Origin of the sequence: Azospirillum himalayense (assembly GCF_042657465.1) — a bacterium.
Classification (GTDB): Bacteria; Pseudomonadota; Alphaproteobacteria; order Azospirillales; family Azospirillaceae; genus Azospirillum; species Azospirillum himalayense.
On the sequence record NZ_JBHSLC010000004.1, the window covers coordinates 65,640 to 80,396 of the forward strand.

Genomic DNA, 14,757 nt, shown 5'->3' on the forward strand with positions numbered 1-14,757 from the left:
CCGCTCCTATAGTCGCGGCCCATGACCGGATCGCCCCATTCCACGACGGTTTTCCCGCACCGCCACCTCCTTGGCATCGAGGGGCTGACGGCAGGCGAGATCACCACCATCCTCGACCTCGCCGACGGCTACGTCGAGCAGAACCGCCAGCCCACGAAGAAGTCGTCGCTTCTCGACGGGCGGACGATCGTCAACCTCTTCTTCGAGAACTCGACCCGCACCCGCACCAGCTTCGAGCTGGCCGGCAAGCGGCTCGGCGCCGACGTCATCAACATGTCGTCGGACGGCAGCTCGGTGAAGAAGGGCGAGACGCTGATCGACACGGCGATGACGCTGAACGCCATGCACCTCGACGCGCTGGTCGTTCGCCACGCCGATTCGGGGGCGGTGAAGCTGCTGGCCGACAAGGTCAACTGCTCGGTCATCAACGCCGGCGACGGCCATCACGAGCACCCGACGCAAGGGCTCCTGGACGCGCTGGCGATCCGCCGCCGCCTCGGCAGCCTCGACGGTCTGATCGTGGCGATCTGCGGCGACATCCTGCACAGCCGCGTCGCGCGCTCCAACATCCATCTGCTGAACGCCATGGGCGCCCGCGTCCGCGTTGTGGCGCCGCCGACGCTGATCCCCTCGCAGATCGACCGGCTGGGCGTCGAGATCCACCACTCCATGGCGACCGGCCTGAAGGACGCCGACGTGGTGATGATGCTGCGCCTCCAGACCGAGCGGATGAGCGGACAGTACGTCCCCTCGACCCGCGAATATTTCTATTTCTACGGCCTCGATTACGAGAAGCTGGCGGTGGCGAAGCCGCACGCGGTGGTGATGCATCCCGGCCCGATGAACCGCGGCGTCGAGATCGATTCGGAAGTCGCCGACGACCTCAAGCGCTCCATGATCCTCGACCAGGTGGAACTGGGCGTGGCCGTCCGCATGGCCGTGCTCGACCTTCTCACCCGCGATCGCCGGGGGAACAATGCCTAATTCCAACGCACCCCGCGTCGCCTACCGCAACGCCCGCCTGCTCGACCCCGCCAGCGGTCTGGACCAGCGCGGCGACCTGCTGACCGAAGGCGCGAAGATCGCCGACTTCGGCCCGTCCCTGTTCGCCGACGGCGTGCCGGAGGGAATCGAGGTCGTCGACCTCCAGGGCCAGTGCCTCGCCCCGGGCCTCGTCGACATGCGCGTCCTCATCGGCGAGCCCGGCGAGGAGGAAAAGGACACCATCAAGAGCGCCTCGCGCGCCGCGGTGGCCGGCGGCATCACCGCCGTGGTCCTGCTGCCCAACACCGACCCGGTGACCGACGAGGTGGCGAGCCTGGAGTTCATCGCCCGGCGCGCCCGCGAGGTCCGTCTGGTCAAGGTCTTCGCCTACGCCGCCGCGACCCGCGGGACGGACGGCAACGAGATCACCGAGATGGGCCTGCTGTCCCGCGCCGGGGCGGTGGCCTTCACCGACGGCACCAAGGCCATCGCCAGCGCCAAGGCGATGCGCCGCGCGCTCAGCTACGCCCGCACCTTCGACAAGCTGATCGTCCAGCATCCGGAGGAGCCGAGCCTCGCCAGCGGCGGCATGATGAATTCGGGCGAGCGGGCCACCCGCCTCGGCCTCGTCGGCATCCCGCGGGAGGCCGAGATCATCATGATCGAGCGCGACCTGCGCCTGCTCGAACTCTCCGGCGGCCGGCTGCACTTCGCCCACGTCACGACGGGCGAGTCGGTGGACCTGATCCGCCGTGCCAAGGCGCGCGGGCTCAAGGTCACCTGCGACACCGCCCCGCACTACTTCGCCCTGACCGAGACGGACGTCGGCGACTACCGCACCTTCGCCAAGGTCTCCCCGCCGCTGCGCGGCGAGATGGACCGGCGGGCCATCGTGGAAGGTCTGGCCGACGGCACCATCGACGCCATCGCGTCCGACCACACGCCGCAGGACCAGGACCAGAAGCGCCTGCCCTTCGCCCAGGCCGCCTGTGGCGTGATCGGGCTGGAGACGTTGTTCCCGCTGACGCTGGAGCTGGTGCACAAGGGCGCCATGCCGCTGCTGAAGGCGCTGGCCTGCGTGACCGTGAAGCCGGCCGAACTCCTCGGCCTGCCGCTCGGCCGTATCGCCAAGGGCGCCCCCGCCGACCTGATCGCCTTCGACCTGGACGTGCCGTGGAAGGTGGACGTGGCGGCCTTCAAGTCGAAGTCGAAGAACAGCCCCTTCGAGGACCGCCCCGTCCAGGGCCGTCCGCTGCGCACCGTGGTCGACGGGCGCACCGTCTGGCAGTTCGAGGGCTGATGCGGTGACCCTGCTTGTCTCGGCCCTGCTGGGCTATCTGCTGGGCTCAATCCCCTTCGGGCTGGTGCTGACGCGGCTGGCCGGTCTGGGCGACATCCGCCAGATCGGGTCCGGCAACATCGGCGCCACCAACGTGCTGCGCACCGGCAACAAGCCGCTGGCCGCCGCCACCCTGATCCTGGACAGCGGCAAGGGCGCCATCGCCGCCCTGCTCGCCCTCGCCTGGGCCGGGCCGGAGGCGGCGGTCTTCGCGGCGGGCGGCGCCATGCTGGGCCACAGCTTCCCGGTCTGGCTCGGCTTCAAGGGCGGCAAGGGCGTGGCGACCGCGCTCGGCGTGCTGCTCGCCGTGTCCTGGCCGGTCGGCGTAATCGCCTGCGCAACGTGGCTCGCCATGGCCTTCCTGTTCAAGATCTCGTCGCTGTCGGCCCTGACCGCTCTCGGCCTCAGCCCGATCGTCGGCTGGTTCTTCGGCGGGCCGCTGGTGGCGGGGCTCTGCCTGTTCATCGCCGTGCTGGTCGCCATCCGCCATTCCGCGAACATCACGCGCCTGCTGAAAGGCGAGGAACCGAAGATCAGCTTCGGCAAGAAGAAGGCCTGATCGCGCTCCGGTCAGGTCTTCAGGAACACCCGCTCCATCGCCGCCAGCAGTTCCCCCGCCAGGACGGGTTTCCTCAGGATCACCAGCGGTCCGCCCTCCCCGTCCTGCAAGCCGGGGATTCCATCCTCGGGCGGAGAGGCCGACAGGACGACGATGGGCAGGTCGGGCCAGTCGAGGCGCAGCCGGCGGATCATCGCCTCGCCGCCCAGCCGGGGCATCACCAGATCTGTGATCAGCGCATCGAAGGAGCCATCGGCCAGGGCGCTCAAACCGGCTTCCCCATCCGTCACGGTGGTGACCGTGCAATGGGCCATCTCCAGCATGCGGGCCATTGCCATGGCGGTGAGCGAGTCATCCTCAACGAGAAGAATCTTGAGCGGCCTCGCGAAACGCACCAGGAACCTCCACGGGTGGCGAACGGGCCGACACTCTCCACGAAGGCCGATGGCTTCGCTCCTGCAAAAAAGTGTGGCCGGGGGCGTTATTTAGGACGCCGGCTTCACCGTACCATGGTGGGGAGTCCGGCGGGATGGTTTCGAGAAGGTCGTGACCGACCCCGCCCCTCGGCCCTTGCGGCGGCTCGACCAGCGGTATTGCGGGTCGTCGGCGATGAGGTGCAGATGATCGGAGATGCGGTTGCGCTCCAGCCAGCCGAGGGCGGCCTCCAGTTCCGACAGCGTCATCTCCGACCGCGCCTTGTTCATGCAGCGCTTCAGCACGGCGTTGTAGGTGTGGTAGCTGACCGGCCCCTCGGCGACGAGGTTGTTGTCCTGGTCCTCGATCACCTGGGCCGCCACGATCTGGCCGATGCGCTGGCGCAGATGATGCTCCACGGCGCTGGGCACCTGCACCCCGTCCTTGGACGGGCGGTCGGCCGAGGGGCGGTCGGCGGAATCGCGCCCCGGCGACGGGTTGCCGAAATCTGGCCCGGGAGCGACCACGGCGAAGCGCAGGGCCGTCGCGTTGGATTCCAGCGGGATGATCTCGGGCTCCGCCTCCACCGTGCGCTCGAAGGGCAGTTCGTGCTGGCGCCGCGTCTTGACCATGGCCCGCGTGCCCTGCTGGGTCTCGACCATCTGGCGGAACCGCTCGAACATCATGTCGGAGGGGTGGTAGATCACCGCCCGCTGCTGTTCGTAGGCGCCGGCGTGGGGATCGACGCGGGTTGCCCGCGCGATGGCCTGCTCCAGCCAGGGGCGGGAGCGGATGTGGGTCAGGCAGGCGACGTGCGAGATGGCCGGCGCGTCCAACCCCTCGTAGGCCATGGCGACGGAAACCAGAACGGCGGGCTCGGGGCGCAGGCGGAAGGCGGCCACCACCTCCTGGGCGTCGCGCCGCTCGGAAATGGCGATCTGCGCCATCCGCGCCGCCTGCGCGCCGGGCATCCAGCCGCGCAACGTGTCGAGGTAGTTGCGGGCGGTCTCCTGGTCCGGCGCGATCACCAGAAGCTTGCCCAGCCCGGCGCCCTCATGCCCCGCCCCATGTGGACCGTTCCCCGCGGCGCGCCGTTTCGCCCGGTGCTCGCGGCACGAGCGGTAGGCTTCGCGCAGCATGGCCTGGGCGAAGCCGGTGCGCAGCGCGGTGAACAGGGCGTCGCGGGTGTTCTCCCCGGCGCGGGACAGCGCGTCGACGCTGCGAGCCGTCCGCTCGGCGTCCAGCCACGTCGCGGTGCCGTCCATCGCGCCGAAGGTCACCGGCAAAATGGCCTTCTCGGCCAGCGCCTGCCGCCGCGAATAGCCGACGATGGCCCAGCCCGGCGCCTTGAAGTCGATCTCGCGCACCCTCCGCACCCCCTGCGGCGCGCGGTAGGGCAGCCAGAGGATGGGGCGCCCGTCCGCCCGTTCCAGCGTGCCGCTCATCAGCAGCCGGGCGGCGGCGCTTTCCAACAACGGCAGGATGGAGCGGCTCCAGGCGGTCTCGTCCTCCGCCGTGGCCGCCGCTCCGCTGTCGGCAACGGCGGGCAGGTGGTGCAACTCGTCCACGGCCAGCAGGTAGCGGTGGCGGCGGAACTCCTGAAGGTGCAGGTCCGGCGCCGCGGCGACCGCCTGATAGGTGGTGACGTAACCCTGGAGGCCGCGGCAGGGATCGCGCCCGTTCTCCGCCGCCCGCAGCGCGATCCCGTGACCCAGCGCCTCGCGCCAGCGCGGATCGGCGAAGGCCTCCTCGGCCTGCCGGCGCAGGCTGTCGCGCGGCACGATCCAGCAGATGCGGTCGATCAGCCCGGCGCGCATCAGCGCCGCCCCCATGATCACCGGCAGCAGCGACTTTCCCCCACCCGGCGTCACCGCGGCCAGCACGTCCCGCACGTCGGTCTGCCGCTGCGCGATGGCCGCGGCGACGCCGGCGACCATGGTCTGGTGGCTTCTCAACGCTGGCATGCCGGCCTGACGCCCCTCCCTGACGGTTTCCGCGGTACGGACCGGCAAGGCTAAGCTGCAGGGAGTCACCGGGTCACGGATTCAATCGTAGGTAGGCATCCCCCAAAGGAGGGGGGCCACTCGCCAAAGGAGTCCGAAGGAAAGGCGCCGGATGCGCTTCGGTCTGGGCGCGGCTCGGGCTTCGTGGTACACGAATTGTTCTTTTGAAAAGTCCCCAACGAGACGAGCAAGGAGGGCACCAGGAGATGAGCACCCGTCCGCAGGCGGTTTCCACCCAGCATGTCGAGAACGAGCGCACCCGCGTCACCGAATGGCGTCTGGTGCCGGGGGCGGAGACCGGCGCCCATGTGCACGGCTACGACTATGTGATCGTTCCGGTGACGGCCGGCGCCTTCACCATCGTCGATCCGGACGGCAACGCCCGCCAATTCCCGCTGGAGCCGGGCCGCTCCTATTTCCGCAAGGCCGGCGTCAGCCACAACGTCATCAACGACGGCGACAGCGACATCGTTTTTGTCGAGGTCGAATTCCTCCAGCTCGGCTGACCCCTCACGCCCGATCCGACTGACCGATGCACCGCGGCTCCTCCATGTTCGACTATGGCCAGGACGGCGACGAGCCGCTTCCCGACGCCGTCATCCGCACCGGCGGGCCGCGGTCCGTCCAGCATTTGCTGCTCTCGCTGTCGCCGGAGAACCCGCTCTACCTCTACGCCGACGCGGCGGACGCCGGGGGCGGCGCCTATTACCGGGACTCCCGCGAGGTCTGGCAGTCGCTGGCCGACGGCGAGGGCCAGCGCTGGCGCTGGTTCGTCGGCAGCCAGGGCCGCGTCGTCGAGGCCGCGCCCGGCGACGTCCATGGCCTGCGCCGCGCCGCGCCGGTCGCCCTGACCATCACTTGGTACAGCCTCCCGGACCGCGAGAGCGTCGGGCGGGTGCGCAACGCCCTGCGCGCCATCGGCGCCACCTGCAGCCGCGGCCCGGCGGGCTGACGGCATCCCTGCCCTGCTGGTGCCGGCGTGAACGCATAGGCGCCATGTCATTTCGGAATCCCTCTTGATCAGGCCGTTATTGTGTGGGCGCGACTTCTGTCCTAATGTTAGGAACTAGGAATCCGGGAGCATCCGACAGAGTGGCCGTCACCCTGGCACAGCCTTCGCGCGTTCTGACGCCCTGTGCCTCATCGCTCGCCCTGCGGTGACCGCCCATGATGGCCTCTTCCCACATGATCGTCGGCGGGGCGGCGTGGTTCTACACCTCGGCGCGCTTCGGCCTGCCCTTTGACGTAGTGGCGTTCGGGGCGGCGGTGATCGGGTCTCTGGCGCCGGACATCGACCATCCCAAATCGACGCTCGGCCAGTTGATGCGGCCACTGTCGAACGTGATCTCAGCCGTCTTCGGGCATCGCGGCGTCACCCATTCCACGCTGGCCATCGCGGGATGCTTTTGGGTGCTGCACGAGTACGCGGACTACTCGCACCTGATCCTGCCCTTCCTGATCGGCTATCTGACCCATCTGGCGGGCGACCTGCTGACCCCGGCGGGGCTGCCTCTGCTGTGGCCGATCAAGCGGCGGCGCAACTTCGCGCTGCCCATCCTGAAGACCGGCGGATTCTCGGAACAGCTGGCGGTCACGCTGCTGGCCGGCTGGATGATTTCCGGCCTGTTTTCCGCGTCCTGGCCGGGCCTGCCCCTCGACCGCCTGCCCTTCGAGAACTGGATGGCGATGGACCGCCCGTGGCGCTCCGCCGTCGTCGCGGCGCAAGGATTCCTTGGGGAGGAAGGGCGGGAACGCAGTGCGCCGCCCATCCCCGCACGCAAGCCCACCGAGCCGGCGAAGACCCGCCCGTTGAAAGGCTGAGTCATGAGCGCCTGGATTGTGTTTTAAATGTAACGGTCAATGACTCATCTTGGCTTTCTGTTTCGTCACCCTTGTTGCATTTCGTCATAGAGACCGTGAAAATCTGTCTTTGTCACCGCTTAGCGATTCGTTAGGCTTTTTAGGCACATTCTAACGACCATATCCAATCGATCTTAGATTGAATTTCCACACGCTTCGATGCGGACGGATCCGACCATGGCAAAGCTCCGGATGTCGAAAGAGAGGCAGGCGGTCGACGGCGTGCCGCCCAATGCGGCGACGGCGATTCCGCTCCACCTCGCCCTTCCCGATCTGCCCGGCGGGCAGGACAAGAGCTTGAAGCGTGTGTCCGACGTGCTGGCCCCGCTGGACCATGGTCAGAAGCTCCAGCTCTACAAGATGATCCGCGACGGGTATCTGGAGGACATGGCCGAGCCGGTCGCCCAGATGCTGGTCACCATGCTGAACGGGCGGCGGTCCGAGCACGCGCGCCGCGTCTGGACCGGCCTGTTCGACGCGCTGATCCTGCGCGACGATTCCCTGCTGACCAGCGGGGTCCGGCTGGCCGGCGCCCTGCATCTGGCGGACGTCAGCGCCTGGTGGTTCGCCCTGGCCCCGCGCATGGAACCGCTGGTCGGCCGCGTCCAGGAAACGGTGGCCCGCCTCGCCAAGGACCAGCCGCTGAACGAGATCTTCGCTTCCGCCGAGGCGCAGAGCTGGGCGGACGCGCTGCGCCAGCGCAGCCTCGCCGTGCTGGCCCGCCTGCGCTCCGCACCGGCGGAGGCGACCGCCTTCCTGTCCGAAGTGTCGGGCTTCCGCGCGCAGATGTTGAAACGCCACGGCGTCCGCCAGCGCGAGGGCGTCGCCCGCGCGGAGCTGGAGCGGATGGAAACCATCCTTCTGGCCGCCCCCGCCTGGGCGGACCAGCCCCTGCCGTCGCTGCTGCACGGCGACCCGGTGCGTCTGGCGCGGGAGATGGTGCGCCGCGGCGACTGCACGCGCGAGGGGGCGGCCATGTTCGCGGTGGCCGGCCTGCACCGGCGCGACGACGCCGCCCTGGCGATCCGACTGTTCGAAGCCTTCCCCGTCGCGGTGGCCAAGGACGCCATCATCGGCCGCCTTCTGGTCGCCGCGGAAGCGCTGAAGGCCACGCTGACCGGCAGCTTCCTCAGCAAGCCGGGCCTGCTGGTGGCGGACGCGGTGGACGACCGCGACCATCCCTCCGCCCAGCTCCAGCATTTCCTGGCTTGGTACGACGCCGTCCATGCGCTGGAGCTGGACACCACCGACCGCGAACGCAACATGGTCCATCAGGCGTTCCGCGAGCTGAGCAACGCCGTGCACGAGGACCTCGCCCCTGTCCTCGCCCGGCGGATCGAGGCGCTGACCATGCACAGCGTGCTCGACCCGCTGATGGAGCGCGTGCGCTTCGTCAACGAGTTCCAGGCACAGCTGGCGCGGCGCGGCATCGTGTCGTCGGGCAAGCCGTGGCGGGCCGAGGACGGCAACCACGTCGCCACGGCCTTCCGCCGCCTGTCCTCCACCGGCGCCGCGGAAGGGCTGCGGATGCTCGGCCAGCTCGCCGATCTGGCGGACATGCTGAGCTACCCCATCGAGATCACCGCGCTCGACATCGCGCTGGCCGGGGTGATCGAGGCGGCGTTGCGGCAGCAGAAAACGTTCGGCGCTGCCGAAACCCGCCTGATCGACCGGGTGATCGCCGTGTCGAGCGACGAGCGCAAGCGCTGCCGTTGGTGGGTCGCCCCCGAGGTCGTCACCCTGCTGGACGCCGCGGAAAAATCCGGCATCGCCGGCACCGCGAAGAAGTAACGGCGAACCGCCGAACCCCCATCATTTCAGCGTGTGCCCAGGATGCGGCGGCGCCCGCTCCCGGCCGGTTCATTCCGTCTTCGGAACGGCGGTGCCAACCTCCTGTTGTCCGGACATGTGATGTCGGCGCAGCCCTTGATCGTGGCGGCGTCCGGCGCTCCCCCGCAGATCCGGAGTCTCCATGGCACAGCTCAACGCCAGCCTGCGCCCGGCCCCCGCCCCGCCGCCCGAACCGATTCCCGTCACGCTGAACGTCAACGGGGTGGAGCGGACACTTCACCTTGCGCCATGGACGACGCTGCTGGACGCGCTGCGCCTGCATCTCGGCCTGACTGGCACCAAGAAGGGCTGCGACCACGGCCAGTGCGGAGCCTGCACCGTCCTGGTGGACGGGCGGCGCATCAACTCCTGCCTGACGCTGGCGGCGATGCAAGACGGCCGCAAGGTCACCACCATCGAGGGGCTGACCACCGGCGACGCGCTCCACCCGCTCCAGGAAGCCTTCATCGAGCATGACGCCTTCCAGTGCGGCTACTGCACGCCGGGCCAGATCTGTTCCGCCGCCGGACTGATCGCCGAGGGCAAGGCCAGCACCGACGACGAGATCCGCGAGTTGATGAGCGGCAACCTCTGCCGCTGCGGGGCCTATCCCAACATCGTCGCGGCGATCCGGCAGGCCATGACCATCGCCGGCCCGAAGGCGGAGGGCGCGCCATGAGATCCTTCACCTACGCCCGCGCCGACAGCGCGGCGGACGCGGTCGGGCGGGCCGGCGCCTCCGGCACCGCCTTCGTCGCCGGGGGGACCAACCTGCTCGACCTGATGAAGGCCGACGTGCTGCGTCCGGAAGGGCTGGTCGACATCTCCCGCCTGCCGCTGGACCGGATCGAGGAGACGGCGGAGGGCGGCCTGCGGCTGGGCGCGCTGGCCCGCAACGCTGACACCGCCTACGACGAGCGCGTGCAGACCCGCTACCCCATGCTGTCCAAGGCGATTCTCGCCGGCGCCTCGGCGCAGCTCCGCAACATGGCGACCAACGGCGGCAATCTGCTGCAGCGGACCCGCTGCTACTACTTCTACGACACGGCCACCCCCTGCAACAAACGGGAGCCGGGGTCGGGCTGCGGCGCGATCGGCGGGGTCAACCGCATCCACGCCATCCTGGGCGCCAGCAATCAGTGCATCGCCGTCCACCCCTCCGACCTCTGCGTCGCTCTGGCGGCGCTCGACGCAGTCGTCCAGGTGACCGGGCCGGAGGGTGAGCGCAGCATCCCCTTCGCCGAGTTCCACCGCCTGCCCGGCGACCGTCCGGAGATCGACACCACCTTGCAGCCGGGCGACCTCGTCACGGCCATCGACCTGCCGGCCAGGGGCTTCGCCGAGCATTCGACCTATCTGAAGATTCGGGACCGCGCCTCCTACGCCTTCGCGCTGGTGTCGGTGGCGGCGGGGCTGGAGATGGATGGGGACACCGTCCGCGAGGCCCGTCTGGCGCTGGGCGGGGTCGCCCACAAGCCCTGGCGCGACCCGGAGGCCGAAGCCGCCCTTATCGGGAAGCCCGCCACGCCCGACCAGTTCCGCGCCGCCGCGCGCGTGCTGCTGCGCGACGCCAAGGGGCACGTGCACAACAGCTTCAAGATCGAACTGGCCGAGCGCGCCATCGTCCGCGCCCTGACCGAAGCCGCCGAGCGCAAGGGAGCGCCCCGCCCATGATCGCCATTCCCAGCATCCCCGGCTTCCTGACGGAGCCCAACGGCCCCATCGGGAAACCCGTCAGCCGGGTGGACGGGCGCAAGAAGGTGACCGGCAACGCCCATTACGCCGCCGAGTTCACCTTGCCGGACCTCGCTCACGGCTGCATCGTCTCCAGCGCCATCGCGCGCGGACGGATCACCCGCATCGACACGGCGGCGGCGCTCGCCCTGCCCGGCGTCATCCACGTCTTCACCCACGAGAACCGGCCGAGCCTCGCCTGGTTCGACCGCAAGTGGAAGGACGACGACGCGCCCAAGGGAACGCCCTTCCGCCCGCTCTACGACGCGGAGATCCACCACGCGCTCCAGCCGGTGGCGCTGGTGATCGCCGAGAGCTTCGAGCTGGCCCGCTACGCCGCCCGCCTCGTCCACATCGAGTATGAGGCGGCGCCCCACCAGACCGACCTGCGCGCCAACCGCGCGAACACCTTCACCCCCGGCAAGGACAAGGGCGGCTTCCAGCCCCCGCCGAAGCCGCGCGGCAACCCGGAGCAGGCCTTTCTCGACTCGCCCGTCCAGGTGGACGCGGAGTTCACCCAGGCGGCGGAATACCACAACCCGATGGAGATGCACGCCACCACCGTCCTGCACCACGACGACGGCACGCTGACCGTCCACGACAAGACCCAGGGCGCGCAGAACTGCCACACCTACGTCTGCAACGTCTTCGGCTTGGCCAAATCCGCCGTGCGGGTGATGTCGCCCTTCGTCGGCGGCGCCTTCGGCTCCGGCTTGCGGCCGCAGCATCAGCTCTTCATGGCCATGCTGGCGGCGACGCAGTTGAAGCGCTCCGTCCGGGTGGAGCTGTCGCGCCCGCAGATGTTCAGCTTCGGCCACCGGCCCGAAACCATCCAGCGGGTGGCGCTGGGCGCCGAGCGCGACGGCACGCTGCGGGCCCTGATCCACGAGGCGGTGCAGGAAAGCTCCCGAAACGAGAATTATGTGGAGATCGTCGTCAACTGGTCGGGCCAGCAGTACGCCTGCGACAATGTCCGGCTGGACTACAAGCTGTCGCGGCTGGACGTGCACACGCCGCAGGACCAGCGCGCGCCGGGCGCTGCGACCGGCGTCCCGGCGCTGGAGATCGCCATGGACGAGCTGGCCTGCAAGCTCGGCATAGACCCGGTGGAGCTTCGTCTGAAGAACTACGCCGAGACCGATCCCAACACCGGAAACCCCTTTTCCAGCAAGGAGCTGCGCGCCTGCTTCCAGCACGGGGCGGAGCGGTTCGGCTGGGCGAAGCGCAACCCCGCGCCGCGCTCCATGCGCGAGGGGCGGGAGCTGATCGGCTGGGGCATGGCGGCGGGCGTGTGGGACGCCATGCAGGGGCAGGCCGCCGCCAAGGCGGTCCTGGGCGTCGATGGGAAGCTGGTGGTGTCCAGCGCCACCGCCGACATCGGCACCGGCACCTACACCGTCATGACGCAGATCGCCGCCGACGTTCTGGGCCTGCCGATCGAGGAGGTGACCTTCTGCCTGGGCGATTCCTCGCTTCCCACCGCCCCCATCGAGGGCGGGTCCTGGACCGTCTCCACCGTCGGGTCGGCGGTGAAGGCGGTGTGCGACCGGGTGCGGTCACAGCTGGTCACGCTGGCCGGCAAGCTGGAGAACAGCCCGCTGAAGGGCGTGGCGGAGGAGGATGTGCTTTTCGCCGACGGTCATCTGATCGTCCGGGACGACCGGGCGCGGCGGCTGTCCATCACCGACGTGATGCGCGGCTCCGGCACCCTGAGCATCGAGGAGGAGGCGCGCGCCCTGCCTTATCTGCTGGCGCGGGCGCGGCACACCTTCGCCACCCATTCTGCCGTCTTCGTGGAGGTGCGGGTGGACGAGGATCTCGGCACCATCCGTGTGGCCCGCGTGGTCAGCGCCATCGCCGCCGGCCGCATCATCAACCCCAAGACGGCGCGCAGCCAGATCCAGGGCGCCGTGGTCTGGGGCATCGGCATGGGTCTGGAGGAGGAGGCCTTCACCGACCACCGGCTGGGCCGGGTGATGAACCACGACTACGCGGAGTACCATGTCCCGGTGAACGCCGACGTGCCGGAGATCGACGTGCTGTTCGTCGAGGAGCACGACGACATGGTCAACGCCCTGGGCGCCAAGGGGGTCGGTGAGATCGGCATCGTCGGCGTTCCCGCCGCCATCGCCAACGCCATCCATCACGCGACCGGAGTGCGCGTGCGCGATTTCCCGATCACGCTGGACAAGGTGCTGGCAGGGCTACGCTGACGAGGGCGGATGGTCGCAACGGGCCCCCACCCAACCCTCCCCCGCTTCGCAGGGGAGGGCTTTCTCCTCCCCCTGCGTCAGCGGGGGGAGGCCGGGAGGGGGGCCCTACACGACCAGATCCCCCTTACGCCGCGGCGACAGCCTCGACCGGCGCCATGCGGATCAGGTAGTCGAAGGCCGACAGGGCGGCCTTCGAGCCCTCGCCCATGGCGATGATGATCTGCTTGTAGGGCACCGTCGTCGCGTCGCCCGCAGCGAACACGCCGGGGACGGAGGTCTGGCCGCGCGCGTCCACCTCGATCTCGCCGCGCGGGCTCAGCGCCACAGCCCCCTTCAGCCACTCGGTGTTGGGCACGAGGCCGATCTGCACGAAGATGCCTTCCAGATCGATCCGGTGCACCTCGCCGGTGTTGCGGTTCTTGTAGCTGAGGCCGGTCACCTTGGTGCCGTCGCCATGCACCTCGGTCGTCAGGCCCGAGGTGATGACGCGCACGTTCGGCAGGCTGCGCAGCTTGCGCTGGAGCACCTCGTCGGCGCGGAGCTGGCTGTCGAACTCGATCAGCGTCACCTCGGCGACGATGCCGGCCAGATCGATGGCCGCTTCCACACCGGAGTTGCCGCCGCCGATGACCGACACGCGCTTGCCCTTGAACAGCGGGCCGTCGCAGTGCGGGCAATAGGCCACGCCCTTGTTGCGGTACTCGTCCTCGCCGGGGACGCCCATCTGGCGCCAGCGGGCGCCGGTGGACAGGATCACCGTCTTCGACTTCAGCGAGGCGCCGTTGGCGAGCTGGACCTCGATCAGGCCGCCCGGACCCGAAGCGGGGATCAGCTTCTCCGCCCGCTGCAGGTTCATCACGTCGACCTCATACTCCTTGACGTGCTGCTCCAGCGCGGTGGCCAGCTTCGGCCCCTCGGTGTGGGAGACGGAGATGAAGTTCTCGATGGCCATGGTGTCGAGCACCTGACCGCCGAAGCGCTCCGCCGCGACACCGGTGCGGATGCCCTTGCGGGCCGCGTAGATCGCCGCCGCGGCGCCGGCCGGGCCGCCGCCGATCACCAGCACGTCGAAAGCGTCCTTGGCCTTGATCTTCTCCGCGTCGCGCTGCGAGGCGCCGGTGTCGATCTTGGCAAGGATCTGCTCCAGCCCCATGCGGCCCTGGCCGAACGGCTCGCCGTTCAGGAAGACGGACGGGACGGCCATGATCTTGCGCGATTCGACCTCCTGCTGGAACAGCGCGCCGTCGATGGCGACATGCTTGATCCGCGGGTTCAGAACGCTCATCAGGTTCAGGGCCTGCACCACGTCGGGGCAGTTCTGGCAGGACAGCGAGAAGTAGGTCTCGAAGCTGTACTCACCTTCCAGCGCCTTCACCTGCTCGATGACCTCCGCCGACTCCTTGGAGGGGTGGCCGCCGACCTGCAGCAGGGCGAGGATGAGGGAATTGAATTCGTGGCCCATCGGCAGGCCGGCGAAGCGGACGCCGACGTCGGTGCCGGTGCGCTTGATCGCGAAGGAGGGCTTGCGCGCGTCGTCGTCGCTGCGGACGAAGGTGATCTTGTCCGACAGGGACGCGATGTCCTGCAGCAGAGCCTGCATGTCCTGCGATTTGACGCCGTCGTCCAGGGAGGCGGCCAGTTCGATGGGCTGCGTGATCTTGTCGAAATAGGCCTTGAGCTGGCCTTTGACGTTGCTATCCAACACGGCGAGGGCTCCCGAAAGTGGTTTTTCGAAGCGAGCCCGGTGGCGCCAGGGCGGGTCCGGGCAGCAGAGTGTCTTTGAGCAGACTTTTTTTGAACGGATGAAGGCCACTCGTGATC

The 14,757-nt window shown here is 69.1% G+C and carries 13 protein-coding genes; 10 read left to right on the forward strand and 3 right to left on the reverse strand.

From position 1 onward, the window contains the following. Window positions 1-21 precede the first annotated feature (21 nt). From ACFPMG_RS02320 to plsY, 3 genes are read left to right on the forward strand one after another with little or no spacing between them, the layout of a single operon-like run. The gene (locus ACFPMG_RS02320; protein ID WP_376993625.1) at window positions 22-984 is read left to right on the forward strand and encodes an aspartate carbamoyltransferase catalytic subunit; all 963 of its coding nucleotides are present in this window, start codon (window positions 22-24) and stop codon (window positions 982-984) included. Continuing rightward, window positions 977-2,284 carry a dihydroorotase gene (locus ACFPMG_RS02325; protein ID WP_376993626.1) on the forward strand — a complete coding sequence of 436 codons (1,308 nt, stop codon included), beginning with the start codon at window positions 977-979 and terminating at the stop codon, window positions 2,282-2,284. Before ACFPMG_RS02320 ends, ACFPMG_RS02325 begins: the two co-directional genes overlap by 8 nt. 4 nt (window positions 2,285-2,288) lie before the next feature. After that, entirely contained in the window at window positions 2,289-2,882 is a 594-nt protein-coding gene (gene plsY, locus ACFPMG_RS02330) for a glycerol-3-phosphate 1-O-acyltransferase PlsY (protein WP_376993627.1), read from the forward strand. Window positions 2,883-2,893: 11 nt separating this feature from the next. Here plsY and ACFPMG_RS02335 read toward each other — a convergent pair whose 3' ends face one another. Further along, window positions 2,894-3,277 carry a response regulator gene (locus ACFPMG_RS02335; protein WP_376993628.1) on the reverse strand — a complete coding sequence of 128 codons (384 nt, stop codon included), beginning with the start codon at window positions 3,275-3,277 and terminating at the stop codon, window positions 2,894-2,896. A 90-nt stretch (window positions 3,278-3,367) separates the two neighbouring features. Beyond that, window positions 3,368-5,260 carry a DEAD/DEAH box helicase gene (locus tag ACFPMG_RS02340; protein ID WP_376993629.1) on the reverse strand — a complete coding sequence of 631 codons (1,893 nt, stop codon included), beginning with the start codon at window positions 5,258-5,260 and terminating at the stop codon, window positions 3,368-3,370. 245 nt (window positions 5,261-5,505) lie between these two features. Here ACFPMG_RS02340 and ACFPMG_RS02345 point away from each other — a divergent pair, with 245 nt between their 5' ends. The 7 genes from ACFPMG_RS02345 (at window position 5,506) to ACFPMG_RS02375 (ending at window position 12,936) form a co-directional block, all read left to right on the forward strand. Continuing rightward, entirely contained in the window at window positions 5,506-5,805 is a 300-nt protein-coding gene (locus ACFPMG_RS02345; RefSeq protein ID WP_376993630.1) for a cupin domain-containing protein, read from the forward strand. A gap of 26 nt (window positions 5,806-5,831) precedes the next feature. Further along, a complete protein-coding gene (locus ACFPMG_RS02350) occupies window positions 5,832-6,251 on the forward strand; it encodes a hypothetical protein (RefSeq protein ID WP_376993631.1) in 420 nt (139 codons plus the stop codon). A 215-nt stretch (window positions 6,252-6,466) separates the two neighbouring features. After that, window positions 6,467-7,120: a metal-dependent hydrolase gene (locus tag ACFPMG_RS02355; RefSeq protein WP_376993632.1), complete on the forward strand. Its 654-nt coding sequence runs from the start codon at window positions 6,467-6,469 to the stop codon at window positions 7,118-7,120. Between the two features lie 216 nt (window positions 7,121-7,336). Next, window positions 7,337-8,950 (forward strand): hypothetical protein, encoded by a 1,614-nt coding sequence (locus tag ACFPMG_RS02360; RefSeq protein WP_376993633.1) that lies wholly within the window; start codon window positions 7,337-7,339, stop codon window positions 8,948-8,950. 181 nt (window positions 8,951-9,131) lie between these two features. After that, window positions 9,132-9,668, forward strand: coding sequence for a (2Fe-2S)-binding protein (locus tag ACFPMG_RS02365; RefSeq protein ID WP_376993634.1), 537 nt, complete (start codon window positions 9,132-9,134; stop codon window positions 9,666-9,668). Continuing rightward, window positions 9,665-10,663: an FAD binding domain-containing protein gene (locus tag ACFPMG_RS02370; protein WP_376993635.1), complete on the forward strand. Its 999-nt coding sequence runs from the start codon at window positions 9,665-9,667 to the stop codon at window positions 10,661-10,663. The genes ACFPMG_RS02365 and ACFPMG_RS02370 overlap by 4 nt, the downstream gene beginning before the upstream one ends. After that, on the forward strand, window positions 10,660-12,936 hold the full coding sequence (locus ACFPMG_RS02375; RefSeq protein ID WP_376993636.1) for a xanthine dehydrogenase family protein molybdopterin-binding subunit: 2,277 nt from the start codon (window positions 10,660-10,662) through the stop codon (window positions 12,934-12,936). Before ACFPMG_RS02370 ends, ACFPMG_RS02375 begins: the two co-directional genes overlap by 4 nt. Before the next feature lie 124 nt (window positions 12,937-13,060). Here the strand turns inward: ACFPMG_RS02375 and ahpF are convergent, their stop codons facing one another. Next, window positions 13,061-14,641, reverse strand: coding sequence for an alkyl hydroperoxide reductase subunit F (ahpF, locus tag ACFPMG_RS02380; RefSeq protein ID WP_376993637.1), 1,581 nt, complete (start codon window positions 14,639-14,641; stop codon window positions 13,061-13,063). Window positions 14,642-14,757 lie beyond the last annotated feature (116 nt).

Bases quoted from the DNA above. Each gene is read 5' to 3' on its own strand.
- ACFPMG_RS02340 (WP_376993629.1), bottom strand. From the start codon at position 5,260: ATGCCAGCGTTGAGAAGCCACCAGACCATGGTCGCCGGCGTCGCCGCG.
- ACFPMG_RS02355 (WP_376993632.1), top strand. From the start codon at position 6,467: ATGATGGCCTCTTCCCACATGATCGTCGGCGGGGCGGCGTGGTTCTAC.
- ACFPMG_RS02375 (WP_376993636.1), top strand. From the start codon at position 10,660: ATGATCGCCATTCCCAGCATCCCCGGCTTCCTGACGGAGCCCAACGGC.
- ACFPMG_RS02350 (WP_376993631.1), top strand. From the start codon at position 5,832: ATGCACCGCGGCTCCTCCATGTTCGACTATGGCCAGGACGGCGACGAG.
- ACFPMG_RS02365 (WP_376993634.1), top strand. From the start codon at position 9,132: ATGGCACAGCTCAACGCCAGCCTGCGCCCGGCCCCCGCCCCGCCGCCC.
- ACFPMG_RS02325 (WP_376993626.1), top strand. From the start codon at position 977: ATGCCTAATTCCAACGCACCCCGCGTCGCCTACCGCAACGCCCGCCTG.
- ACFPMG_RS02320 (WP_376993625.1), top strand. From the start codon at position 22: ATGACCGGATCGCCCCATTCCACGACGGTTTTCCCGCACCGCCACCTC.
- ACFPMG_RS02370 (WP_376993635.1), top strand. From the start codon at position 9,665: ATGAGATCCTTCACCTACGCCCGCGCCGACAGCGCGGCGGACGCGGTC.
- ACFPMG_RS02360 (WP_376993633.1), top strand. From the start codon at position 7,337: ATGGCAAAGCTCCGGATGTCGAAAGAGAGGCAGGCGGTCGACGGCGTG.
- ACFPMG_RS02345 (WP_376993630.1), top strand. From the start codon at position 5,506: ATGAGCACCCGTCCGCAGGCGGTTTCCACCCAGCATGTCGAGAACGAG.